At 68.4% G+C, this 24417-nt stretch carries 18 protein-coding genes and 1 pseudogene; 15 read left to right on the plus strand and 4 right to left on the minus strand.

Annotated elements, in window-relative coordinates:
* Positions 1-1566: hypothetical protein (locus tag IEY89_RS36190; RefSeq protein ID WP_308437480.1), on the plus strand; the 1566-nt coding region annotated here is incomplete at its 5' end.
* 541 nt (positions 1567-2107) lie between these two features.
* Here IEY89_RS36190 and IEY89_RS36195 read toward each other — a convergent pair.
* Positions 2108-2986 carry a nucleoside triphosphate pyrophosphohydrolase family protein gene (locus IEY89_RS36195; RefSeq protein WP_229695615.1) on the minus strand — a complete coding sequence of 293 codons (879 nt, stop codon included), beginning with the start codon at positions 2984-2986 and terminating at the stop codon, positions 2108-2110.
* Positions 2987-3109: 123 nt separating this feature from the next.
* Here IEY89_RS36195 and IEY89_RS36200 point away from each other — a divergent pair, with 123 nt between their 5' ends.
* The 4 genes from IEY89_RS36200 to IEY89_RS36215 are packed head-to-tail and all read left to right on the plus strand — an operon-like array spanning position 3110 to position 5500.
* A complete protein-coding gene (locus IEY89_RS36200) occupies positions 3110-3370 on the plus strand; it encodes an acyl carrier protein (RefSeq protein WP_189151791.1) in 261 nt (86 codons plus the stop codon).
* Positions 3367-3774: a helix-turn-helix domain-containing protein gene (locus IEY89_RS36205; protein WP_189151792.1), complete on the plus strand. Its 408-nt coding sequence runs from the start codon at positions 3367-3369 to the stop codon at positions 3772-3774. Before IEY89_RS36200 ends, IEY89_RS36205 begins: the two co-directional genes overlap by 4 nt.
* On the plus strand, positions 3771-4667 hold the full coding sequence (locus IEY89_RS36210; RefSeq protein ID WP_189151793.1) for an ImmA/IrrE family metallo-endopeptidase: 897 nt from the start codon (positions 3771-3773) through the stop codon (positions 4665-4667). Before IEY89_RS36205 ends, IEY89_RS36210 begins: the two co-directional genes overlap by 4 nt.
* 44 nt (positions 4668-4711) lie before the next feature.
* Positions 4712-5500: a thymidylate synthase family protein gene (locus IEY89_RS36215; protein WP_229695616.1), complete on the plus strand. Its 789-nt coding sequence runs from the start codon at positions 4712-4714 to the stop codon at positions 5498-5500.
* 42 nt (positions 5501-5542) lie between these two features.
* Here IEY89_RS36215 and IEY89_RS36220 read toward each other — a convergent pair whose 3' ends face one another.
* Positions 5543-6574, minus strand: coding sequence for a nucleotide kinase domain-containing protein (locus IEY89_RS36220; RefSeq protein ID WP_229695617.1), 1032 nt, complete (start codon positions 6572-6574; stop codon positions 5543-5545).
* A 47-nt stretch (positions 6575-6621) separates the two neighbouring features.
* On the opposite strand from IEY89_RS36220, the gene IEY89_RS36225 reads away from it, so the two are divergent.
* The 8 genes and pseudogenes from IEY89_RS36225 (at position 6622) to IEY89_RS36260 (ending at position 18461) form a co-directional block, all read left to right on the plus strand.
* Positions 6622-6909, plus strand: a complete 288-nt coding sequence (locus IEY89_RS36225) for a hypothetical protein (RefSeq protein ID WP_189151795.1) — start codon at positions 6622-6624, stop codon at positions 6907-6909.
* A 176-nt stretch (positions 6910-7085) separates the two neighbouring features.
* Complete coding sequence (locus tag IEY89_RS36230; RefSeq protein ID WP_189151796.1) at positions 7086-9152, plus strand: helicase associated domain-containing protein; 2067 nt, start codon at positions 7086-7088, stop codon at positions 9150-9152.
* Positions 9153-9808: 656 nt separating this feature from the next.
* Positions 9809-11929 (plus strand): tetratricopeptide repeat protein, encoded by a 2121-nt coding sequence (locus IEY89_RS36235; protein WP_189151797.1) that lies wholly within the window; start codon positions 9809-9811, stop codon positions 11927-11929.
* A gap of 164 nt (positions 11930-12093) precedes the next feature.
* A pseudogene (gene tap / locus IEY89_RS36240) lies at positions 12094-13347 on the plus strand (telomere-associated protein Tap); the annotation flags it as partial.
* Positions 13348-13350: 3 nt separating this feature from the next.
* Positions 13351-13908, plus strand: a complete 558-nt coding sequence (gene tpg / locus IEY89_RS36245; protein ID WP_189151798.1) for a telomere-protecting terminal protein Tpg — start codon at positions 13351-13353, stop codon at positions 13906-13908.
* Positions 13909-14023: 115 nt separating this feature from the next.
* Positions 14024-16939, plus strand: a complete 2916-nt coding sequence (locus IEY89_RS36250; RefSeq protein WP_268240788.1) for a Helicase associated domain protein — start codon at positions 14024-14026, stop codon at positions 16937-16939.
* Between the two features lie 444 nt (positions 16940-17383).
* The gene (locus tag IEY89_RS36255; protein WP_189151800.1) at positions 17384-17848 is read left to right on the plus strand and encodes a hypothetical protein; all 465 of its coding nucleotides are present in this window, start codon (positions 17384-17386) and stop codon (positions 17846-17848) included.
* Positions 17849-17870: 22 nt separating this feature from the next.
* The gene (locus IEY89_RS36260) at positions 17871-18461 is read left to right on the plus strand and encodes a hypothetical protein (RefSeq protein ID WP_189151801.1); all 591 of its coding nucleotides are present in this window, start codon (positions 17871-17873) and stop codon (positions 18459-18461) included.
* 404 nt (positions 18462-18865) lie between these two features.
* On the opposite strand, the gene IEY89_RS36265 is transcribed toward IEY89_RS36260, so the two are convergent.
* Positions 18866-19393 carry a hypothetical protein gene (locus IEY89_RS36265; RefSeq protein ID WP_189151802.1) on the minus strand — a complete coding sequence of 176 codons (528 nt, stop codon included), beginning with the start codon at positions 19391-19393 and terminating at the stop codon, positions 18866-18868.
* Positions 19394-19929: 536 nt separating this feature from the next.
* Between IEY89_RS36265 and IEY89_RS36270 the strand changes: the two genes are divergently transcribed.
* Complete coding sequence (locus tag IEY89_RS36270) at positions 19930-20496, plus strand: BAR domain-containing protein (protein WP_229695619.1); 567 nt, start codon at positions 19930-19932, stop codon at positions 20494-20496.
* On the opposite strand, the gene IEY89_RS36275 is transcribed toward IEY89_RS36270, so the two are convergent.
* The gene (locus IEY89_RS36275; protein WP_229695620.1) at positions 20414-21244 is read right to left on the minus strand and encodes an IS5 family transposase; all 831 of its coding nucleotides are present in this window, start codon (positions 21242-21244) and stop codon (positions 20414-20416) included. The genes IEY89_RS36270 and IEY89_RS36275 overlap by 83 nt on opposite strands.
* Positions 21245-22943: 1699 nt before the next feature.
* Here IEY89_RS36275 and IEY89_RS36280 point away from each other — a divergent pair.
* Positions 22944-24332: a TniQ family protein gene (locus IEY89_RS36280; RefSeq protein ID WP_189151805.1), complete on the plus strand. Its 1389-nt coding sequence runs from the start codon at positions 22944-22946 to the stop codon at positions 24330-24332.
* Positions 24333-24417 lie beyond the last annotated feature (85 nt).

Raw genomic sequence — 24417 nt, forward strand, 5'->3', positions numbered from 1 at the left:
AGAGATTGTTCCATGGGGCCGCCAGCGTCTCCGCAGGACAGCATTCTGAAACGATCAGTTAAGGCCGTTGTCTTCGACACCAACGCCTACGGCAAGGCCCGTCCCGATTTCGAGCACCTCACCAGGCTCGCCGGCCGCCTTGCCGTGATCGGCATTGAGACCTGGGTACCCGAACCTGTTTCCTGGGAATGGGCTGAGCATGTGGCCCGCGACTGGCAGACCGTCAAGAATGCCGCACGGCAAGAACGCGAGGGGATGAAGCGAGCCGGCCTCCAAGTAGACATCCCCATGACGCACTACAGCAGCCGCGGCACCGTGATCGACACCGTGCTGGCCAACCTGAACGCGATCCCGCATGTAAAGGTCATCGAGTTGTCGGGAGACAGCGCCGCCGCGGCGCTGAAGGACCAGGTTCTCCTGCAAGCACCTGCCAAGGCCAAGGGTGACGTCAAGACCGGGGCGAGTGACAGCGCCTGGCTGCGCGACGTGCTCACCCGAGTATCTCCCGAGGAGATCGTGATCATCTCCTCAGACGGTGACGTGAGGAGAGCCTTCGAGGCGTGGTGCCAGCCGGTGCCACTGATCCTGAGCAGGGAGAAGCTGCGGCCGACGCTGTTCGATGTCACCGTCGACGACGGACATGCTCAGGCAGCCATCGTGCGCTACCTCCTCAACCGGCTGCCGACCGACAACCTCGACGGCGAGAGCGCGGGCGCGGGGTTCGACATCGGCCGTGTCAGCGGGCTGGACTCCGTGGTCCGACGAGAGATCGCTGTTACTGGCCCAAGTCTCAACATCTACGGCCCCAGCGTGACGAGGCTCGTTGCTCTCGCAGGGATTCAAGGCGTCAGCGTCGAGCACAACGTGCCGGATGACTCTCTGGTGCCGGAGGACAAGCCCCATCGGGCACGCCCCGACGAGCTCGGTTCCGCCAGGCATGACGTCGCCTACGCCACAGTCTTCCTGCTCGCCGAAGGCGAAGTAACGGTCCGGCCGTTGGACGCCGGCGGTGACCCGGAAGTCTCCGTCGTCCCCTACGACAACGTTCTGGTCCGGGCTCAGCTCAGCTTCCGCTTCACGGACGGGGCGATCACAGCCGTAGCGGCGGAGGCGGATGCCACCGCCACGCTCGTCGAGCGGGCCTTTGATGATGGCGACGACGCACTGGGCGCCCTGGCCGAGGCACTCACCTGCGTTCCCGGTCTCGGCCTCGACGCCGACATCGCCTGGGATCAAAGCGCGGACCTGAGCGCGAAGATCCGCGGAGTCCCAGCCACGGTCACTGCGGACATCAAGCGTGACAGCGACAGCTGGGAGCTGACGGTGGCTCTGCGGATCGCCCCGTCCGGGGACGGCCCCGACCTGAAGGGGCAGGTCCATGTGGCGTGCACGTACGACCCGGACTCGTGGTGGGGCGGCAGCCGGGACGGATTCCAGGGCCCCGAGGCGTACCAGGTATCGGTCTCCGCAGCTGGTCTTCCGGGCAACCACGGGGTGTGGTCCGTGCCGGCCTGGGTCATCGGCAGGATCGACTGGTCCGCGTTCGATCCGGGCGAAGAGTCCTAGCCGTGTCCGTGCGGTCGGCAGTGCACGACCCATTGGCGGTCATGGTGTGGCCGGACCACCCGGCGGCAGCAGTCGTACGCCGTCTCCCCCAACTGCGTGCCCTGTCCCCGTGGGATCTTGGGGCTCCAGCGCTTCCGAGGTTCCGCTGAACTCGCCGGTGGCGGCGGGCTGCTGCTCGGCTGAGGCGACAAGGGCCTGCGCCTGGGATGACGTGCGGCCGGCGTGAGGGCAATGCGGATGCGTGCGGTGCCGAACTTCTCCTTCAGGTCCTCCTTCACCCGGTAGTCGGGGACGTGGGTAAGCAGCTGCGGATGCCAGCCCGGTTCGACCGCCCGCAGCAGGCCGGCCAGTTGCGGCGGGGGTCGCATGCCGGTCGTGGGGATCGCGCAAGCCCTCATCGTGCCCGCCGGCGCCGTTTCCGCCCGCTGCCCGCTTTGAACGCCGCCGCCTGCGAGGTCCGTCTGAGCGCAGTGCGGACGGGCGCAGCCGTTGCGGGCGTTGGGGAACATCCCGGGCAGGAGTGTCCCCAACGGCACAGCTGTCAGGGCTGGGTGACGGTGAGGGTGCGCTGGTCGAGGTCGAGGTGGACGGTGCCGCCGTCGTGGTCGCGCAGCTGGCGCCAGGCAGTGTAGCCGGTGAGGATGGCGCGCTCCCAGTCTGCGGCGCGGCAGATGCTGACCTCGAGGTGGGCGGTCATGTGGCCGATGGTGGCGAGGAGTTCCTGGTCGATGTGCTTGATGTCGGCGAGGTAGCGGTGGCGGGCGGCGTAGGAGAAGACAAGGGCGGAGATGCCTTCTTCGATGGCGATGGCTCGGCCGCCGTCTTCGGCTTCGTCGGCGCGGGGGTCGCTTTTGCGTTTGCGGCCAAGCAGGAAGCGGGTCACGGGGGACCAGCCCAGCACCGTGGCGTGGGCGAGGTGGAAGATGTCGTGGAAGCGGTAGCCGTCTTCGACGTGGGAGGCGCTGGTGAGCGGGTCACCGGCAGGGGTTCCGTCTTCGCGGGTGAGGACGATGACGGTGCGGCCGTCGTCGGCCTTGGTGGGCGTAAAGGTGAGTGTGGTCTGCCGAGGCAGCTGTTCGTGGGCGGGGAAGCCGACGTCGAAGGGGGCGTGCTCCTCTTGAGGGGTGGTGCGCCAGCGGTCTTTGACCTTCTCCAGGTTGGCGGCGGCTACATCGTCGAGGTCGAGTCCGAAGCGGTGGGTGAGAGCAGCGATGTACCACAGGACGTCGCCGAGTTCTTCGCGTAACTGGTGTTTGCCCTGTTCGAAGGCGGGCCCGTCGCGCAGAAATTTCTTGTAGGCGGTGGTCAGGGATCCGACTTCGCCGGCGAGACCGAGGAGAGGGACGAGGACGGGGTCGGTGCCGTCCGCAGGGGGTTGGAGGGTTTTGATGGCCGCTTGCTGGTAGCGCTTGAAGTCCACACGCACACCTGTCTGATCTTGGGACAGCCCCGTTGGCTTTCCCGACAGCATGTCGTATGCTACGACAGCGCCGTTGGATATGCAGACGATTGGGGAGAGTTGTCGAACACAGGCACACCGAGCATGGACGACATCGTCTCGGTCGTCATCGACTTCCTCGCCGAGTACGAAGGCGTCTCCCCCGGCGAGCTCCGCTCCGAACTGGAGCAGGGCGGGCTGGAGTTGCCCGTGGATTCCCTCTTGGTGGTCGAGATCCTCACGCGCATCGAGGAGCGTTACCACGTCGCCATACCTGCAGACCGGGAAGCGGCCCAGGCGACCGGGTCGGTGCGGGCATTCGCCGCGGCGGTCCTGGACGCGATCGAAGAAAGGCAGCAGCCATGACCCCTCCCCCCTCCGACAACCGTGACCGCGATCCCGAGCTGGTGCGGCTCGGTGAACGGCTGAAGAAGACCCGCGACTACTTGAACATGTCTCAGCAGTTCGTCTCGGACTCCACCGGCATCCCCCGCTCGGCCATCAGCGACATCGAGCGCGGCGAGCGGCGTGTGGACAGTCTGGAGCTGAAGAAGCTGGCGCGCCTGTACCGGCAGCCGGTCGCCTATTTCCTGGCCGAGGAGAAGGACGCGGACGCCAGCGAATACTCGCTGGCCGGTCTGCCGCGAGCGCTGGCCCAGCTCACCGACGGGGACGCCAGGACCGTACTGGAGTTCGCCGAGTACCTCACGCTCCGGCGCGCGGCAGAACGCGAGGATCAGAACGCCGAGGGCGGGAGTCCGACGGCATGAACTGGGCCCTGGCACACCGGATCGCCTCGATCGCCGCCGTCCAGGCGCACCGCGACCTCGGCATCGACCGCACGCAGTACGTCCACGTGCACCGGGCGCTCGGGGCAGCGGACGTGATCGGGATGGCGCAGCCGATGCCCCGGCTGTTTGGCGTGTACTTCTCCCCTGCCGACAAGGGGCCGGCCGTGATGCTGAACGCTTCGCTGAACGCGGTCACCCAGCGGCACACGGCCGCGCATGAGCTGGGGCATCACCGGCTGGGCCATCGCACCGCGGCCGATGAGGAGCTCGATCCCGCGCTGCGCTGGGGCAACGGCAGCTGGCCCGAGGAGGAGAAGACGGCGGAGGCGTTCGCGGCGTGGTTCCTGATGCCCCTGCCGGCGGTGCGGGCAGCCCTGGAGCGGATTTGCGGCGGCCGACCGTCGCGTCCCGAGCACGTCTACCGGGTGGCGCGCGAACTGGGTACGTCGTACGCCGGGACGGTACGCCACCTGGTGAACCTCCGGCTCCTCGATGCCGGCCGGGCCGGCCAGTGGTCCAAGATCCCTCCTGCCGACCTGCGCAGTTCACTGGCGGGCGGGGCCTCGCTACCCGGGCAGGCCCAGGTTCACGTGATCACAGCAGCCTCCGCGGGGCAGACGGTGTACGCCGACGCGGGTGATGTGCTGGTGCTGCATTTGGACAACGCGCTCTTCGACGTCCTGCCCAAGGGAGTGGAGCCGTGGACCAGCGATGGTACGACGCCGCTGGCGAGCGCCGTGGTGACCGACGAACTCCCGCCGGGCGAGCAGGGCCTGATCGAGGTCGCGGTGCCGACGCACGACGCCGCGCTGCGGCTGACGGTGGTGCGCGAAGCCCCGCGTGCCGGGGTCGACGAGACCTGGCCCGCCTGAGCCCGCCCCCCCCCGGACCACATCCGTATGTGTCAGGAGGACTGATGCACACCTTCACCGTGACCGAACGCGACGTCACCCAGGCCTGGGTAGCCGCCTGCAACAAGCTGGACCGCAAGGACAACCCGGACCGGACCGGCCTGCACACGGTGGTGCGCATCGCCGAGCCGACGAGCGACGACCCGATGTTCCGCGCCGAACTGGACCGGCTGCGCACCGCTCGCGGGCTGTGGCCGCTGGAGACCGTGGCCAGCACTCTGTTCCCCGCGGCCCTGGCGGCACGGAGTGCTGGCCCGGATGACCTCGCCGCGCGCTACCGACGGATGTATCCACTGATCAAGCGGTACCCGGGCAATCACCGCGGCACATACTTCGGCCGCCTGGTGTCCTACCCTGCGGCGTCAAAGACCGGCGTCGACCAGCTCGGCACTGTCATCAGCCGCCTGCGGGCCCAGGCCGCGGGCACCAAGATAGCCGCCGCCTACGAGATCGACATAGCCGCAGCCACGGACGCGGAGGAGGCTGGCGCGGATCTGCTGGTCCACACCGCCGGGAAGGACAACAGCTACATCGGCTTCCCCTGCCTGAGTCACATCTCCCTCCAACTGGACCGCGACCGGCGGGTGCACGCCGCAGTCCTGTACCGCAGCCACTTCATGTTCGAGCGCGCCTACGGCAACTACCTCGGCCTGGGCCGCCTGCTGGCCTACATCGCCCAGCAGGCCGAACTGACCTGCGGGACCCTGACCGTGGTGGCCGGCCACGCCCGACTGGACGGCCCCGTCACGCAACTGCGCCCTCTGCTGACCGGCACCAGCCGCCTCGCAGCATGACGGCAGCCGCCGCAAGGCGGCCGGGCGGCGTGCACGGCAACCTCAGTGTCCGGGCGGGCCGTTGAGCTGCCACTTGGGCGGGAACCAGGCCGGCATCGCATCGGCCTGCTGCCGGTAGGTTTGTTTGATGCGGCTGCGGCCGCTGATCCCGGCGATGTCCGGGTGGGCGACCCGGGCGTACTTGTCGACCTCGCAGAACAGGTTCTGGCAGTCGATCAGTTGCAGCGGGCGTCCGCGCAGTCCCGTGAAGGCAAGGCCCAGGCGGGCGAAGTGCTCGTCCTGGGTGTCGGCCATGTAGCGGATGGCGTCCGCCTCGATGCCGTCGGCCGCCGGCCCGAAGCACTTGCGGATCCCGTCGCGCGCCCCGGGCCCGGGGACGACGAAGTCCATCTCCGAAAACGGCATCGCCGCAGCATAGTTGAGGTCGATCACGAACTGGTAGGCCAGGAACGGCCCGATCGCCGGGAAGCCCAGCAGAACCTGGTAGGCGCCCTGCAGCGTCGGCGCGGACAGCACCCGCTGCGGCGCGTCCGCCTTCATCATCATCTCCAGCAACCGCAGATGGTTCTGATGCTTGCGCTCCTCGCCGAACTGCGGCGGGGGCACGATGTAGGCGGCCGAGTACAACCGCTGCCCCGCAGCGAAGGCCTGTGAGAGCACCCGGTCAAAGGCCCGGTAGTCATAGGCGTCCCACCGCACCTCTCCCAGCGCGCCGTTCAGCAGCCGCCACGTCGAGGTCTTGTTGAAGATCTTGAACAGCAGGGTCCGGAAGAAGACCTCCTCCCACGCCTGCTCACCCCGGTAGATCACGCCGCCGATCAGGTCCTGGCTGACTCGGTCGGCAGCCCTGAAGCAGTTGGTGAAACGGTGCCGCTGCAGGATCGGATCGTCCGTGAACGGCCCCGCTCCCCCGGCAAGCCGCGCCTCGTAGACCTTTTGGCGCGCCGCCGCGAAACGCCAGTAGGTGTCGAACACCGGCGTCACCGTCAGCGTGCGGCCTGCCACACGGATCTTCCTCGCAGGGCCGCGGTCTAAGACCCTCTGCTCTACACGCTCTTGCAGCACCGTCACCATGGGCCCAATATATATTCAATATAGATTGGTGTCAGCGAGGGGGACGTGTGGAATTGCTGTGGCAGTGTCCACGACGCAAGACGCTGGTCGACTGGCCGGAGGACGTGGACACGAGGCTGGACATCCTGGTCCGGGCCGCAGCCGCGGCCGGGGAACAGACGTCGCGCTCGCAGGTTCTGGCCGCACTCGTGACGGCGGCCGAGGTCCGTCCCGCCGTCATAGCCGAACTCCTCCACTCTTACCGCCAGATGCCCGCCGACGCCCTCGAAGCGGACAACACGCGCGATGACCTGCCGTCCGTACGCTCTCCCGGACGAACCCGCAGCAAGAGGTGACGCCAAGTCAGTTCCGATTTCTCACCCGAGTCCCTTCGGCCACCCGGTCAACGCCGCCAAACGCCATACGGTCACGGCTGCGTGCGCCCTCCCCCAACAGACGGCCGATCGGATGCCCCGCAGACCTGGGCCAATTACTCGAATGCCCTGGCCATCGTCGCCGTGAACAGACCTAGATGGGCCTCCAGGAGCACGAGCTCGGCGCCTGGTGCGCTCCGGGCGGCGCAGCGCCGGTACAGGGCGAGACGACATGGTCGTTCCTGCATCGTGTCGCCGTCTGCTATGGCCTCGAGGTGGGCGAGCTGCTGGCGTGGGGGTGGTGGCAGTGGGTGAATCCGGTCGCCCAGAGCCGCGGCCGCCGTCCGGACGGCGATGTACTCCTGAACGTCACGGCCCAGGCACAGGTCGCGGCGTGGGCCGGATTCCCGGTGATGCATCTGGCGCGGGCATTGCCGTCATGGACAGCCGGGCCGGCGTCCTTCGGTGAGCGGGCGCGTGCGGACCGGGGATGGGCACGGTGGCGGGTGGGAGCCCAGGCATGGGGGCCGGTTTCTTTCGGCTGCCGGCTGTGTGCCGCCCGGCGCAGCGGCCGGGTGCAGCGGGTATGGCGGTACGGGCAACGGTGGGATCGAGTGTGTGCACGGCACGGGCGGTGGTTGCTGGACGTCGGCGATGGTCACGACCTGGAGTATCTGGACGTGGGCGGGTGCCGGGAGCTGGCTGCCGCCCAGGCGCGGTGGCCTCGGGTGGCCCGGCGGGCGGTGCGCGCAGGCGCGGAGCTGGGTGATGTGTTCGCGGTGGCACGGGCGGTGGTGTGCGGGTGGTGGCAGCAGGAAGCGTTCTGGCAGCGGGAGCAGGTGTGGGGTCAGCGCCTTGAGCGCGTCACTCTCGACACCAGCCGCAAAAACGAGGCGGCGTCGGAGTGGCCAGCGGCGTGGTGGCGGCTGGTCGCGCGGGACGCGGTTGTCTTCCCCGAGGTGGTAGTGGTGGCGGCCGCATTGGTGGATCCGGCCCTGCGGCTGCTGGTGACGGATGAACGGCCGCTTGTGCGCCGGTCCCGGCACCATGGCCGTTTCGTGACCGCGCTCGGCAGCCGGCTGGAGCGCGGCTGGCTGGGCGAGGTGGAGCGGCCGGAGAGGCCGAGCGCTCTGCAGGCATGGATGAGGGGTCTGGCCCGCGAGCTGCGCTCACCGTCGCTTGCCTGTTCGACACACAGCGGAATGTGGTGGGTGCAGGCGGCCCACCAGCCTGTCGAAGTGGGGGCGGGGCTGCGTCTGTTGGCTACTACTCCCCCAGTCGCCGTCCGGCGGCACGTCGGGGCGGCTGGGTGGCGGGCCGAGTTGTGTGTGCCTCGGCGTGTGGGGCAGGGCGCCGGGTTGAAGGCCGTATCCGAGGAGCGGTTCGGGGAGGGCCTTGGTCACGCGCGCGGGTATGTGGCCCGGCACGGGCATCTTGCCGTCCCGCACGCCGACGCCCCGCAAGATGGGTTCGACCTGGGCCGATGGCTGGCGAATCTGCGCGCCGCTTCTGCCGGCTTGCCGCCTGAGCACGTGCGGATGCTGGCAGAGCTGGACGTGTGGTGGAACCCGCCCTGGCCGATCAGCTGGCAGCGGGCCTGGCACCGCGCCCGTGCTCACACCCTCGCCCACGGCCCCCTCAGCGGTGGTGACAATCTGGCGGGGCTGCCGCGCTGGCTCGAGCGGTGGTTGCGCCGCCAGATCGCCGACTACTCCCAGCTGGCCGCGGAACAACAGCAACTGCTCGACCAGCTCGGCCTCACACCCGCCGAGATCGACCGCTTCCACGCCTGGCCCGCGCGACGCCGCAGCGTGATGCACGGCCTGGAGGCTGCTCGCGCCTACACCGCCCGCCACGGCCACCTGGCCGTCTCCCAGCCCACCACCCACGACGGGTTCGCCCTGGGCAAGTGGCTCAACCAAGTGCGCCACCGCCAGCGCGCCGCCACCCCGCCCACGCGTCTCGGCCGGCAGCTCACGGCCCTGGACACCTGGTGGAACCCGCCCTGGACACTGGACTGGCAGCGGTACTACTGGGCCGCCCGCCATCACCTCCACGGCCTGCCCGACGGCGTGGTGTGGTGGCCCGGCAGACCAGACGAGGACCAGACCCGGCAGTGGCTGCACGAGCAACAGGCCTCATGGCAGCATCTACACGACAGGCAAAGGGAGTTGATACGCAGCCTGGCAGCGGACACATCAGGTACAGGCCGCCGAGGCCTCTGATGATCGCCTTCACCTTCGGCCCTCCGTACGGCGTACCGTGGGCCGGGGATCCCGAGTGACAGGGCGTCACCATGCGCTGCCGGGTTCGGTACGAGGCGCGCCTTTGGCCGGCGCCCGGTCCAGGGCCGCCGTTGTGCCGTGAGGGCATCCTGTTGGTCGGAGAGGACGGGAACTGCCGTGATCGCATGAGCCGTCCTTACTTCGTGCGTGCCGTTGGTGGGCGCTGTTGCTGGGCGGTGGCGGCGCTGTGAGAGGAAGGGCAGGGCATGTCGGGTGGGCGGAGAGCTTCGGTGACGGTTACTGCCGTGTTGGTGATCGCTTCGACTCCGGTTTTCTGGTTGCTCAACGGGCCGGATACCGGGCAGTTGGTGGGGGCCTCGATACAGGCTGCCACGGGTGTGGGTGCTTTGGTGTGGGCCTGGATCCAGCCGGCCGCCGAGGCGCGGGACAGCGCCGTGCGGACGGGGCGGGCTGAGGCGAGCGGTGGTGGGAGAGCCCATACCGGCATTCGCCGTCGTGGCGCTGGGGGCAGCGGGGCGGCTCGTGTTGAGCAGAGCGGGGATGCGGTCGCCCGCGGGCAGGGAAGCAGTGCTGGCACCGGCATCGACTACACCGGCTAGGGCTGCCGTGGCTGCGGGTGGACGGCGGAAGGGCCGATGAGACGGATTCGGAAGGGGCGTTCGTCGGCTGCCCGGGAGGGCACGGGCGAAGCGGTGCCGTCCGTCAGCGTCAGTGAGAGCGGTGATGCCACTGCCGTGGATGGTGGGGATACGCTGAGCGGCTATCGGGGTTCGGGGCGTCAGGCCTCGGCGGGTGGCGAGGCCGTGCGGGTGGAACGGTCGGGTGACGCGGTCGCCTTGGGCGCCCATGCGGTGGCCATCAGCGGCCATGTCAGCCAGGTGCTGCTGGCCGCTCCGCCGCCGAGCAGGCCGTTGGACTGGCCCATCCGGTTGGGTTCGGTGCCGGTGCTGGCGTCCGCGTTCCAGGCCCGGTCTGCCGTGCAGGAGCGGATCGATCGTGCCAGGGACGGCCATGCCACGGTGGTGCTGGCCCAGGTTCTGTCCGGCGGCGGGGGCGTGGGCAAGACCCAACTCGCCGCTGCCTACGCCCATCAGGCATTGGTGGACGGCGTCGACCTGGTGGTGTGGGTCGACGCCAGCGACATCGAGCAGGTGCTGGCACGCTATGCGCACGCCGCGCACGCCGTGGAGGCGGCTTCCGATCGTCTTCTCGGCAAGAGTGCCGAGTCCGACGCCGGGCTGTTCCTTCAGTGGCTGGCGACCACCCGGCGCTCGTGGCTGATCGTTCTCGACGACCTCACCGACCCGGAGGCGATACAGGCGTGGTGGCCGCCGTCCTCCGTTTTCGGGTGCGGCCGCGTCGTGGCGACGACTCGCCGCCATGACGCGCTGCTGTCCGGCGGCGGCCGGGCCGTGGTGGACATCGACACCTACAGCGCCGAGGAAGCCGAGGCCTATCTGCAAGAGCGGCTCAGCTCGGCACATGCGGATCATCTCCTGGACGCACAGGCCGCCGTGCTGGCCGAGACGTTGGGTTTCCTGCCGCTGGCGCTGTCGCACGCCGCCGCCTTCATGGTCAACGAGGACGTTGCGTGTGCGGAGTATCTGCGCCGCTTCAACGACAGTGCCGCGCGCCTGGACGATCTATTGCCGCGCGCGGCGGACACCGAGGGGTACGGGCGGCAGGTGGCCGCGGCTCTCCTGCTCTCGTTGGATGTCGCCCAGGCAAGCGAACCCGTCGGCCTGGCCGTTCCAGTCATGCGTCTGGCCTCCGTCCTGGACCCGGCCGGACACCCTCGTCCGCTGTGGACCAGTGACGCTGTCATCCACTACCTCAGCACTCAGCGCGCCACTCGCCCAGACGGTGTTCCCACGCCAATCGGTCCCGCCGAGGCCCGGGCAGCCCTGCGGCTCCTGCACCGCTACGGTCTCCTCACCGATCACGCGCAGGCCGGCTCCCGGGCGGTGCGGCTGCACGCCCTGACTGCACGCGCCGTGCGAGAGTGCACCTCTGATGCCGCCGTGCCAGAGGTGGTGAAGACCGCTGCCGACGCGTTGACGCAGCTCTGCAACAAGGTCTCCTGGTACGACCATGAGACGACAGCCGCACTGCTCACCAACATCGACAGCCTCGACGGGTGCGCAGGAGATCTGCTGTGGGAGGTCGACGGTCACTACGTCCTGCGCTGGGCCGGGCGCAGGATGGCACGAGGTGCGGCGGTCCCCTACTGGCAGCGACTGGTCGGCACCAGCGAACGGCAGTTGGGTCGCGGGCATCCCCTGACACTCATTGCTCGACGTGATCTCGCTTTGGTCTGCTTCTACGACCATCGTCACAAGGAAGCCTTCGCTGTGCTGCAGGAGGACTTCCCCTACCAGGACGACCCACTGGTTCTTGAAGGTCCACAGCCCACTGCGTCTCGTCTGAAGGCCGCCAGCGCCGTTGCGCTGCTGGAAGACACCGTCGCCGTGCGGCAACAGCTGTTGGGCTGGGCGCACCCGGCGACTCTCACGGGCCAAGCCAACCTCGCCCGCCTGCACTGGTCTCAAGGCGATAGGGCAGCCGCCATCGGTCTGCTGGAGCATTCCCTCACCGGCTACCGGGCGACATTCGGCCCCCGCCATCCGTACACAATCTCGGTGGACAACCGGCTACGCAGCTGGCGAGAGCAACACAAGCGGCGCTGGTGGAGACCCACACGTGGCCCGTCCGCGCCGATCGGTTCGGCGGGGGCGGGCGGCGACGTGACGCGGTGAGAAGACGCGGGCCGTGATCACGGCTGGGTGCGGCTTTTGCGCGGCGGGTGGCACACCGGGCAGCGTTTGCCGGTGCCGCCGCGGCGGGATCGCTGATCGGGCGTGGCGTCCCAGCGTCCCGGACAGCCAGGCTTCGAACAGGCCCACCGGCACACTTTGGTGGAGCTCGGCCTCAGCGGTCCTGGCCCGGCGTCTCCGAGTTGGAGGCGGCCGACATCGCCCGCGTCCTGGGTGTGTACGCCCAGCGGGTCATCACCCCGCGCGGCTCCACCGCCGTGTCCGGGCTGGAGCTGATGACGGCGCTGCGCCCGCCGACGAAGGCAGTGCAGGACCCGGCAACCGGGAACTGGGTGTCCGGCTACAACGCGGGCTCCCTCGGCGTAGAGCCGATGGACCCGGCGCCACCGGAAGCCACCCCCGAACACCCCGTCGTCGTAAACAGCGGCTGGACCGGCGGATTCCTCAGCGAAGAGGCGTACCAGTGGGTGCGCTCGGTGGACCTGCTCAGTGATGAGGAGTGCACGCTGCCCTTCGCGGTCGGCCTGGACCTCAACACCGCCTTCCTCGCCGCCGCGGCCCGCCTGGTCGTCGGCCTCTCCGCCCCCGACCACTTCCACGCCCCGAAGTTCAACCCGAAGATCCCCGGCTCCTGGCTGGTCGACCTGTCCCATATCGAGCTGGACCCGCGCCTTCCCAGCCCGTTCACCCCGGACGGCACCCGTCCGACGGGACCTGCCTGGTACCAGACGCACACCGTCGCCTACGCCCAGGAACTCGGGCACGACGTCCACCCGATCGAGGCGTACCTGCGGCGCGAGACCGGCGCCTACCTGGATCCGTGGCACGACCGCCTCAAGACCGCCTACGTCGACACCCTCGCCGACCTCGGCGTCACCAAGGAGCTGGACGACCGGGCCTTCCTCGCCGCGATGGAGCAGCACAAGCAGATCGACCCGGCCCTGGCCGCCGTCCTCGGCGCCATCAAGGCGACCGTGAAGGGCGGCGTCGGCAAGCTCCGCGAACGCCCCCAGGGCAAGCACTACAAGGACGGCGAGCCGTGGCCGGCCATGCAGCGCCCGACCTGGCGCCCCGACATCCGCGCCGCAGTCATCAGCAAGGCCCGGGTCAACATGCACCGCAAGCTCAACAACATGGTCAGGATGACGGGCCTGTACCCGCTCGCGGTGCTGTCCGACTGCGTCGTCTACCCGAGCCCGGGCGACAGCCCGCTGGACTTCCTGCCGTACGCGGCATCCGGGAAGCCGCAGCCCGGCGGGTTCCGTCTCGGGCCCACGCCGGGCCTGGCGAAGCTGGAGGGCGTGCAGTCGATGCTGTGGGCGGTCGACCTGATGGAGAAGGGCCTCAACCCGGCCCGCCACATCAAGGGCGGCGACGCCGTCCTGGACGAAGGAGAGTAACCGGTGGGCGAGATCGATGACGCGATCGAGCGGGCCGACCGGGAGGCCTTCACCCGTGAGCCGCCGAAGACACTGAAGGGTCAGATCGGCTACCTGCTCCGGCAGTTGGGCAGTGCCAGGGCTGTCGCGCAGGAACTCGGGGTCACCGCCGGCTCCGTCAACCGCTACCGGCGCGGCGCCCGCAAGCACGCCCGCGCCGACGTCGCCGCGAAACTCGACGACGCGGTACGGCAGCGGTGGCAGCCCCAGGTGCGCAAACGCCGGCAGAAGCAGGCCGCGACCTCCGGCGGCATCACCGTGGAGACAAGGGCCCGCTTCGGCTACACCGCACCCGTCGGCACCACCGACGACGGACGCTTCCGGCGGCTCACCGTGCACCTCCCGCCGGCCTACGCACAACGCCTCTTCGACGCCCGCAACACAGGCGCCAGCGACCAGGAGATGCGGGGGATCATCGCCGAAGGATTCAAAGAGATCTACTTCCAGGACGGCGGAGGCCGCGCCACAGGACTCTCCGACGTCACCCTCAACGACATCGACTACCTCGACCTCGACTACTGACCTGACACCGGCCGACGGGCCCGGCACCTGCTTGTTGAGATGAGCCGAAGCACGATAGGTGTCACAAGCGACGGGATGGGTGGGGAAGCTGTTGCTGGCCGCGGGTGCCTTTCGGGTGGCTCCTCTGCAGGGTGAGATGACGCTGTCGTTCCTGGGGCGGATCGCGGACGGGTACAGCCTGACGGTGGGGAGTCTGCTGTCGTCGGTTACCGAAGTGGCTGGTCAGCAGGACGTCGTCGGGGCTCTACAGGGCGACAGTGAGGTGTTCTTGAACGCTGCGGCCCGGGACCGGGTCGCAGCATTGTGTCGTGTGCCGCAGGTGGGCTTACGCCGTGCGTTGCCGGCCTGGGCGCGGGAGGGGCCGCTGGGCCCCTCGAAGGAGAGCCCGACGGCGCGGCTCCACAACGGGGTGGAGACGGTTGCTGCCTGGGGTCCGGCGTGCCCGGGCTGTGTGGCTGCGCGGACCGGTCGCGTTGCACCAGCCCGGGTGTACCTGGCGGCGCACCAGCGAGTCTGCCCACGCCACCGATGCTGGCTGATGAGCGTGCCTGGCGGCGGGGGCCGTGTCATCGGGTTGGCCGGATGCCCGGAAGTGGTCCAGGCGCAGGCGGATCACCGCAGGCTGCTGCGCCGTTCCCCCGTCGCTGGTTCGGCGTTCGAGGTTGCGGAAGCGGTCACAGCCTGGTGGTGGGCGCAGAAGTGGCCGGAAGAAACTCTGTGGCCGGCAAGGCTGTGTGCGACCGTTCCCGAGGGTGAAGAGCCCGGGCGGTGGCGAGTCCTGGCCCGCGGCTTGGTCACCTATCCGGAGACGGTGGCCGTTGCCGGGATGTTGGTAGACCAGACGATGAGGCGCCGTATCGCAACCCAGGTGCGCGGCCACCTCCCTTTCTGCCTGGGCGACCTCCCCGTGCTCATCAGTGAGCTGGTGCGCTGTCTGCGGCGGCCTTGGCTCACTGATCGCCTGACAACGTGCATGGACGGACCGCTGTTCGCCTGGGCACACAAGTGCAGCAAAGCGGCGGAAGCGCCTGATGGCGACGGGCAGCGGTTGCTGTGGAAGGTCCATCCCGCGCACAGGCCTCGTCCCTTGGCTGACGAACTCGCCCAGCACCTGCAGGAGGTGGCCGGCGGTGAAGCCGCAGAGGCTCCGGCCCTCAAACGGCGGCGCGGGCACAGCCGCCAGGCCGATGGGGCCTTCGAAGCGGGCCTGACTCGTGCCCGGGCCTACGCGGCTGCGCGGGGGCATCTGGCCACACGGGCGGACACGCTCCAGGACGGCTTTCCTCTGGGGACGTGGATGAGCAACCAGCGCATGCTCCGTCTGGGGATGCTTGCCTGGCGCGGCGCCGCGCTGCGTGCACTGGACCCGTACTGGGACACGCCGTGGCCGACCCTGTGGCAGCGCACCTACCACCAGGCCAGGTGCCACGTCGCGGAACAGGGCCCGATGGATGCGAGGGGAGGATTTCCCGGTACCGGCCTCAGCCTGGGCGAGTGGCTGTACCTGCAGTGCACCCGGTATCCGGATCTGCATCCTGAGCAGCAACGGCTTCTTGCACGGCTGGGCATCGATGCCGCGGCGGCTCGGGACGCCCGGCCCCGGCGTCGCAGTCAGCGTTTCGGGGAGCAGGAGGCGCTCGCCCATGCCCGGGCCTGGGCTCTGGAGCACGGAAGCTTGGCGGCAATCGGGATCAGCACCGTGCATGAGGACTACCCATTGGGCAGGTGGCTTTCCGACAGGCGCGGTCAGATGGGGCGCGGAGTGCTGTCGCCAGGCCGTGCCGAGGCTTTGACACGGATCGACCCGTGGTGGCGGCCGCCCTGGCACTTGTGCTGGCAGCGTTCCTACGAGCACGCGTGCCAGCAGCTCCAGCAAGTGGGAGGCGGGGAGTTGGTGGCGGGCTTTCTACTGATGGACAGGCCGACGCAGGAGTGGCTGCGCATCCAGCAGCGCCGCTACCACCTCCTCCTGCCGGGCCAGCACGATCTCCTCAAGAGGCTCGGTCTGAAGCCTGAGACGGCCATCGCCGAGGCACCGGCCGCCACGGCCAGTACGTCTGTTGCGCCCGTGTGGGCCCCGGGGGGCCCACAAGGCGACGCGGAAGGTGCGGAAGCGGTGGGAGGCCTTCCTGCAGCCGCACTGCACAGGCCGCTGGGAGTTCCCCGGGTCGGACAGCGCCCCGACCACCGCGCCCGGTTCGAAAGCGCGCTGGTGCACGCCCGGGCCTGGGCCGCCATCCACGGACACCTGGCCGTTCCACGCGATACACGGCAGAGCGGATTCACGCTCGGAATGTGGCTGTTCAGCCAGCGCAACCGCGCCAAGCAGCGCGCTCGAAAAGGCAAGCCCGCCTCGCCGCACCTCGGACAGCTGGCCGCGATCGATCCGTGGTGGAACCCGCCGTGGGACCTGCACTGGCAGCGCAACTACTACCGCGCCCGCGACTGCATGCGTGCCGGCCGTGGAGCCGACACCGTGGGCGGTCTTCCCGTCGGGAAGGACGCTCTGGGTATCTGGGTCAAGCGACAGTGCACCCTCTACGACAGCCTCCACCCCGAACAGCAGCACCTCCTCGCCGCTATCGGCATCACCCTCGAAGCGGTACGGACGCGGGTCGGCCCGCGTGACTCCCGCCGACTGACCACCACTCCGCGCTTCGACACCGACGTCGCGCATGCCCGCTCGTACACGGCCCGGTACGGACACCTCGCTGCCCGCTCGAGCGAGGAACACGAAGGGTTCCCGATCGGGTACTGGCTGGCCGAACACCGCCAACGCGCCCGCAAAAAGAGCGGCACGTCGCCTCAAGCCCGGGTCCTGGCCGGCCTGGACCCGTGGTGGAACCCGCCCTGGCTCTTCACCTGGCAGCAGCAGTACCACCAATACCGCACCACCCGAGTCGCCGGGCAACCCATCTCACCCGGGCTTCAACGCTGGGCATGCAAACAGACCGTCCTGTGGGATCAGCTCGACCCGCCCCAGCAAGGACTCCTGACAGCCATCGGTATCCGTCCTGAGGCCCTGCGCTGACAGGCACTCCACAGTTGTGGACTGTGTCCGTGGCTGGAAGTCGCGAGGTAGGCCTATTGCGACCTTCAGTGCTTGACATCAGTGGTTGACAGTGCATGCTGACAGATTTACGCTGGTCAGGACGAAGCGTTGTTTCGACGGATCGAGACGGTGATGGAAACTCCAGCTCTCCACGTACAGGCATGGCCAGTGGTGCGCTGGCAGGACATCGTGCACGCTTACCGCCCCGACCACCCCGCACGTGAGGCCCAGGTCAGGACCTTGCGAACAAACGAGGTCCTCTCTGGCGGGATCCGCTTCGCCCGGCGCAACAGTCACCGCCTCGCCGGCGTTGGCACCCTTTACAGCAGCCTCAACGTACGTGCAGCGGTCTTGTACCGGAGAGCCGACAAGGAAACCGCTCGCGCATACTGCTCCGCAGCTCAGAGGATTGAGGAGGAACTCATGACGCTGTTGAAAAACCAGCAGCTTGACGCCTCCGAGTTGGAGCCGCTGGCCGCCCCCACTCAAAACGCCTGGAAAGTCCTGCGGCCTCTGTGCAACCTCACTGATTCCGTCTTGGCAAGGCTTCCCGTTCTCCCGGAAGAGGAGTGCATCGCTGGCATCTTGCACAGCACAGACGGACGAAAGGTCAGGTTTGCCGAGTCCGGCCCTGAAGGGCTCGACCATGAACTGCCCTACGCGATGATGGAAGCGGCAGGCCTCTCAGTCGGTGACCCTGCTCTGCTGCTGAGCGAGTTCACCGGGGCCACCATCATCACCCGCTTGCAGCCTGGGCTCCTGATCGAGGACTCTGCAGAGGACTCCGAAGCCGCAATCACAGGTTCTAATGCGGAAGACGACAGGATCCAGCGGCCGCTGGACGATGCGTTCCGTTCTGCACTCTTCGCCAGGCTTCGGCCGGAGTAAATGATCCCCCGTAAGATTCGGGGTGGAACGAGTCTCCTGGTCGCTGGGAACGAAGGCCAACCGGATAGAGCTGCAGGATTTCGACTGCTGTCCCGGGTGCCGGGCGGACACCGTCCGGCACCCGGACGACAACCGTGAGTGCGTTACTGGGTGGGCGCATTCTCTTCAGAAGTACATCCATCAGCGGGCCATCCCAGCGACCAACAGCCGCGCCCGGACGCACGACCAGCGACTGATCCTGCTGCGCGACGCAGATGTACTGGTCGGAGTGGGCGTCCATTATCTGGAAGAGCCTGCTGACGAGTCCGGCACAGTTTTCGAGCGCCGGATTGATGCCTACGCAACGGCTGTGCAGGTTCATGGGCAGAAGCTGTCCACTGGCGAGCACGCATCGAAGGTGCTGCTCAGAGCAGTCGTCAGCGACATCGCGACACGCCATAGCCCCGACGACTTCGTCCTTCTCACTGCCCTGGTCGACCCCAAGAACCAGCCCTCGCGGGGATGCCTGGAACGCTACGGCTTTCATGAGGAGGGACAGGATGGCCCCTACCTCGTCTATGCAGCCACCTTGCAGGAAGCACGGACCTCTCTCAGCACAGAACCAGTTGCGTAGAGGGCCACCGTCTCCCACGACGATCGGTACACCCCACCAGCCGACCGCCGCGGACAGCAGGTCCTGGATCTCCTCCACGCCGACCCCGGCCGGCACTGGCGCACCCGCGAACTCGCTCGACACCTCGGCAATATCACCCTCAGCACGATGTACCGCCAGCTCGGCAGATGGCCGCAAACGGATTCATCACCAAGACCGGACCAGCGACCTACGCCAGCCTGAAAACCCCATCAACCACCCTGCCACCAGCAGAAACACACTAAAACTACCCGTCCTTGGGGCACCCCCTCCGAGGGTCACCGGTACACGAGTACCCGTCGGAAAGGGCGGGCTGAAAGGTGCGGTCTATGGGACGGTGGCGTCGCAGCCGCACCTACACGCCGGTCAGTTGCCGTTCTGGGAGATCACATGCTGGTGAGCGCAGATGAACAGCGCTCTGGCTCGGCACGGATGACAAAGACTCCTGGTCCCTCAGGTTCCGAGGCGCGGCGTACCCGTTCCTCCCACATGGCAGGCCAGCATGTCGCCTCACTCCATCTCACTCCTTCGAGGGGCACCCATTCCAAGTCAGTACTGCGAAGGTCGCTGTCCATGAAGTCGCTCACGATCTCAGTGAGTGCCTCATGCACCAAGTGCAGATCACCTGCCAGGCGCAGCACCTCCTGGCAGGCACGGACGGTGTTGGCAGGAAGTTTGTAGGAGAAGCTGGCGGTCATGGCGCGCGTCATCGGTCCAAGGCAATCATTGCCATGCGCCAAAGCACGGACGCGGGCGAGGCCATAGGCGAGATCGCGTCTGAGAGCGTGTGCCCACCGGCCAGCCCCCTCCAGCCAACCTACGTCTAGTGCTTCTGCAAGCGCGTCGGCGTCGAGCGTCGCTTCAGCAAAGGTACGGACGATCTCCAAGACCGTGCTACGCAGCTCCATGCGCATTACTGGGCTCCATGCCCATAGTTGGCGGGCCTCGTCAGCAAGGGAGCCAGAGCTGGATTGGTTAAGGGTGCAGGTAGGACCACTCGTCGGAGTGGAGTGCTGACCCATAGCATCGTGCAGCCGCTCGCGGATGCGGTCTGGAATCTGCTCCCTGACCCGGCAAACGTGCTCGGTTCCAAGACTGGATGCGTCTAGCAACGCGTCGAAGTCATCAGAAGCCGACGCAATGTTCTCACCGTGCGTTGTGGTCATGATTACTGACCTCCCATCCGCTCGTCGAGCCCCAGGGTGCGAAGCTTTTGGCGACTCCGGCTCAAGCGCCGCTCCATGGCCTTTTCGGACAGCCCAACCGACGCTGCTGCTTCCCGTTGGGTGTATCCCAGCGCTCGCCTTACCAGCCCAACACGCAGTTGCTGAGTGCGTTGTGGCAAAGGGAGTCCCCGTTCGATGAGCAGGGGCTTCTTCGTGTGCGGGGCATGATCGCGACGGGGTAGGGGCAGGCAGCGGGCGGCTTGTTGTTGATCGAGGAGGTCGCGATGCCGTCGGTGCTGGGGTTGATGGAACAGCGTGAGGCACGGGCGAGGCAGGATCTGGAGTCCTGGACGGAGGTCCTGGAGCAGGCTCAGGCGGAGGTGGATGCCGCGCGGGAGCGAGTCGAGCGGGCCCGGGTGGGGCGTGAGGAGCTCGTGTCGGTGCTGGCCGGGGAGGGCCCGGTGAATACGCCGGTTCCGGTGCCGTCCGGTGGTGAGATGGCTGCCGCCGTGGGATCGAGCGGCCCCGGCGCGGGGCGTGGTGAGCGGCCGCCGGTGTGGCGGTCGGGCGTGGGCGAGGAGGTGCTCAGCGGCCTGTATCGGGAGGTGTTCGCCGCGGTGGTGGCCGCTTCGAGGCCGGTGAACGGGGTGGAGCTGACGCGGGCGGTGGGCCGGGAAGCGGAGATCAAGAACGAGGTGGAGAAGATCCGTCACCGTGCCTATGTGCTGGAGAAGCGGGGCTGGCTGGTGCGGGCGGAGGACGGACGGTTCATGCCCGTGCCCGGAGCAGTCGGGCGGGGCGTTTCTCCGGCCAGCGCGGAGCGTCTGCGGCCAGGCGCCGGGACAGTCTGATCACGGCGGCCCACCACACCATCTGGGTGTGGTGGTCGGGGCGGCGTTCGTGGTCGCGGTTGAGGCGGCGTGAGCGGGCCAGCCAGCTCAGCGTCCGCTCCACGACCCACCTGCGGGCCAGTACGACAAATCCGCGTTGTCCGTCGGAGCGGCGCACGACCTCGGTCCGGACTCCGTGGCGGGCGAACGCCTTCGCCAGCGCCGGACCCTGGTAGGCACTGTCGACCCACACCAGCTTCAGCAGCCGGCCCGGCTGGTCCATGAACGTCTCCAGCAGTGCGGGGGCGGCCTTGGAGTCGTGCACATCGGCCGTGGTCACGGTGACCTCGAGGAACAGGCCCTCGGTGTCGGTCAGGATGTGACGCTTGCGCCCGTCACGTGACTTGCCGCCGTCGTATCCGCGACTGTCTTCGCCGACGGTCTCGGAGGCGTCCACCGACTGACTGTCGATGATTCCCGCGCTGGGCTCGGCGTTGCGGCCGGAGCGTTCCCTCGCCGTGCGGCGCAGGCGTTCGTGCAGTTCACGCACGTAGTCGTAGGTCCGCCAGCGGCGGAAGAAGTCGTAGACCGCCCGCCAGTACGGGAAGTCGACCGGCATGGCCATCCACTTCACGCCGTTGTCGACCAGGTAGCGCACCGCGTCGAGCATCTCGCGGTGGCAGTACGCCTCCGGACGCCCGCCCTGCTTGAGCAGCCAGGCCGGCACCGGCACCGCAGAGCGGACCTCGGCCCACTCCGCATCCGTCATGTCACTCGGATAGCACCTCGCCCGCTGTCCCGAAGCGATCGAACCGAACCTGTGCACGTAGCAGTCACACTCCGGGGTGACCGTGGTGGACGCGGGTACAGCAGGGATGGTCAACTCGTCGGACAACGGGTCTCCTTGCTCGTGACCGGCCTCAACAACCACGTCACTACCAAGGGGCCCGTTTCTTCATGCCCACGACCACACTGGCATCTCTGTCCGAATGATCACCCGCACCGCAGGCTTCGAACGAGATCCGGTTTGCCACAACGCACTGATCCGAAAGGGCAGAGAGTGCGCGCCTGACTTGATCCTGAATGGCAGCAGCCTGATCCGGGGCAACCGCTCCCTCGTCTGCGAGGTCCACGTATGCGAGCTCGCCCTCAAGCGACTCATTTCCCATAGCCATGCTCTGCGACCGATCTCGGAACCATTGTTCGTACACCGGACGGAACGACCGGACGCAGGCCCCCACGTAATAAGTGGTCAAACTCGCGCCGCCTGCCTCTTGCCACCGCCTGCCCACCAAGCCGTAGGTGCGGAAGAGTTCCAGTCCGGCCAGCACCGTCTCCGTCGCAAGCAGGTAGCGGTCGTCCTGGCTCCAGTTGGCGTCATGCCGCACTCGGATCGGCCGCCCCGCCAGTCTGCTCTGGCGAAAGATCTCCCCGCTGTGTGTCCACGCGAGCATGATCGGCCACCCATACTCCATCAACCGACGGGCGAATCGGTCATAACGGGGGCCAGCAAATCCGTCTCCCCGTAGTGCCGCAGCAAGACGGCCATCGGCTGCAAGGCGGGCTACCCGTTCATCAACGGATAGGTCTCCATCCCCCAGGGACGGGAGGTGTTGCACAAGCCCCTGGCCGACTCGGAATGGGCGTCCGCCGTCCGCTTCCGAGCGGTCTGCATCGATCCCTGGACTGTTCCTTGGCTCGTGACGCCTGAGGGCGTGCCGAGACGGGCGTGGTTCGCTCACGTCTACGGTCTTAGCGGCCGAGCAGGCAAGTCCCCCCGCGAATCAGCAAAGTTTCTAGGCAGAACCTCGTGACGTGGAGCACAGGGGGAAGAGAACCGCGAACGGGCTACAGCATCAACACCGGTATCCCGGCGATGCACACACTGTGCCGCCGCCTCGATCGATCGGAGTAGATGTGAACAGCCAAGAGCAGGGTCCTCTTCTGAGTCAGCGAGCTGCCATCGTGTTCGTTCTGGGCACACTTGCCGGGCTCATTGCAGGCGTGCTCACAGCCTGCAACGGCGGCAGCCCAGCTGCTGCACTTCTCGCTGGCGGGGCGGCGTGCGCAGGCGCCGTCCTGTTCTTTCACGCGATCATCGGCTGACACGCAACCCCAACCAGGTGGCCTCCGTACGGCCAGGACAGAGGCAGGCCGACCGTAGGACTCCGAGTCCGTGTTCGCGTACGTGCCAAAGATGCGCATCGTGCCCTCGAGCCACTGCTTGGCTCTGCGGGCCCCCGAGAAGCCCTTCACCTGAGCATCTTCGCCAACCACCACAGGCGTAGCTTAGTGCGATCGGATCATCACGATGCGCTCGAACGGGTCAATCCCCCGCCACACCGACACCTGCTGGCTCCAGGAAAGGGAGACCCACGATCTGGGGAAGCAAGCAGACGACGGGCCCAGGACCGGACGGCTACTGCGAAAGCACCCGCCGGAGACGGCGAACGCGAGACCGTGGTGGAGTGACCCGTCATCCCGGCCTCCTGCGGATCGCTCCCCTGCAGGGGGAGACGACCTCGTCGCTGATCTGCCGCATCGCAGGACGCTACGGGATGGAAGCGAAGGTGTTGCGGTCGTGCTGGCAGTGGCGCAACTACCCGCCGGGGCACGACGGCGGGGGCACGCGGGCCGACGCCGAGGTGCTGCTGAACACGCCCGGACGGCAGCTCCTGGCAGGCCTGTGCGGCGTCGAGGAGGACGTGCTGGCGCGGGCGTTGCCGTCCTGGGGACAAGAGGACGCCAAGCTGTCGGCCGGAAAGGACGGGGTGCCGGCGGCGGCGTGGCGGACCGGCGGCGCGGTCGCCGGGCCGGTCGCGTTCGGCTGCCGCCTGTGCGCCGCCCGGCGTACGGGAACGGCCGTGCGGGTGGTGCGGTACGCGCCGCGATGGCAGCGGGTGTGTGTCCGGCACCGGCGGTGGCTCCTGGACGCGGACGCCGACCAGTCTCTTGAGTATCTGGACGTGCGTGGTGTGCCGGAAGTGGCCGCGGCCCAGCGGCGGTGGGCCGGGGTGGCGCGGCGGGCAGCACGGGCCGGAACAGAGCCGGAGAGGGTGTTCGCGCTGGCACACGCGGTGGTGGCCCGGTGGTGGGAGCAGGCCCTGCACTGGGAGCGGGAGACCATCTGGCCGGGGCGGCTGCACCAGGTCGCGGGCGGCAACGCCGGGACGGAGCTGGAGCGGTGGCGGATCGTGGGCCGGGACGCGGTCGTCTTCCCCGAGGTGGTGGCCGTGGCCGACGCGCTGCTGGACCCGGCCATGGCCGAGCTGGCCTGGCGCGCAAGCGGGGGGACGCGGCCTCGGGTGCGGGGCGAGGACGACCCGTTCTGCCACCGGCTGGGCGAGCGGGTGGACCGGGACTGGCTGGGGCCTCTGGTCGCGGTCGACTACGGCGGCCCGCTGAGCGGCTGGAGGGGCGCGATCGTGCGCGCCCGCCGCGGCAGCGGGCCGCCGGGATGGCGGGACGATCCGTGGCATCTGAAGCGGGAGCAACAGCCCGCAACGATGGCCGGCCAGCTGCGCGTGATGGCGGCGGAGGCGCAGGCGGGCGGCTCGGGTACCCGGTGGCGTGCCACCGTTTCCGCCGAACACCGCTTCCACATCACGCGGTTGCTCGACGACGCCCGCGAGGAGCTGGCGCAGCTGCGCGGCGCGCAGAGCGGCACCACCGCCGAGGTGGCCCGCACGCTGCTGGAGCACCTCAGCCAGAGTGCCGAGCTGGTCGACCGGGCCGTGCTGCATACCGCCGCAGCGGCTGTCGCGGCCGGGGTGGCGCTGGAGGAGGTGGCCCAGTGGTCGCGCCTGCCCGCCAAGGAGCTGTCCCGGGTGCTCGCCGCGGGCCGTAGCGAAGACTGACGCACCCGGCGGCGGCCGGACAACGGCCCTGGCACCACGGTCCACTCTGGGTGCGGCGGGTGGTGCCGAAGGAGGGCGGCCAGGC

The sequence above is a fragment of the Streptomyces lacrimifluminis genome (genome assembly GCF_014646095.1).
GTDB lineage: Bacteria > Actinomycetota > Actinomycetes > Streptomycetales > Streptomycetaceae > Streptomyces > Streptomyces lacrimifluminis.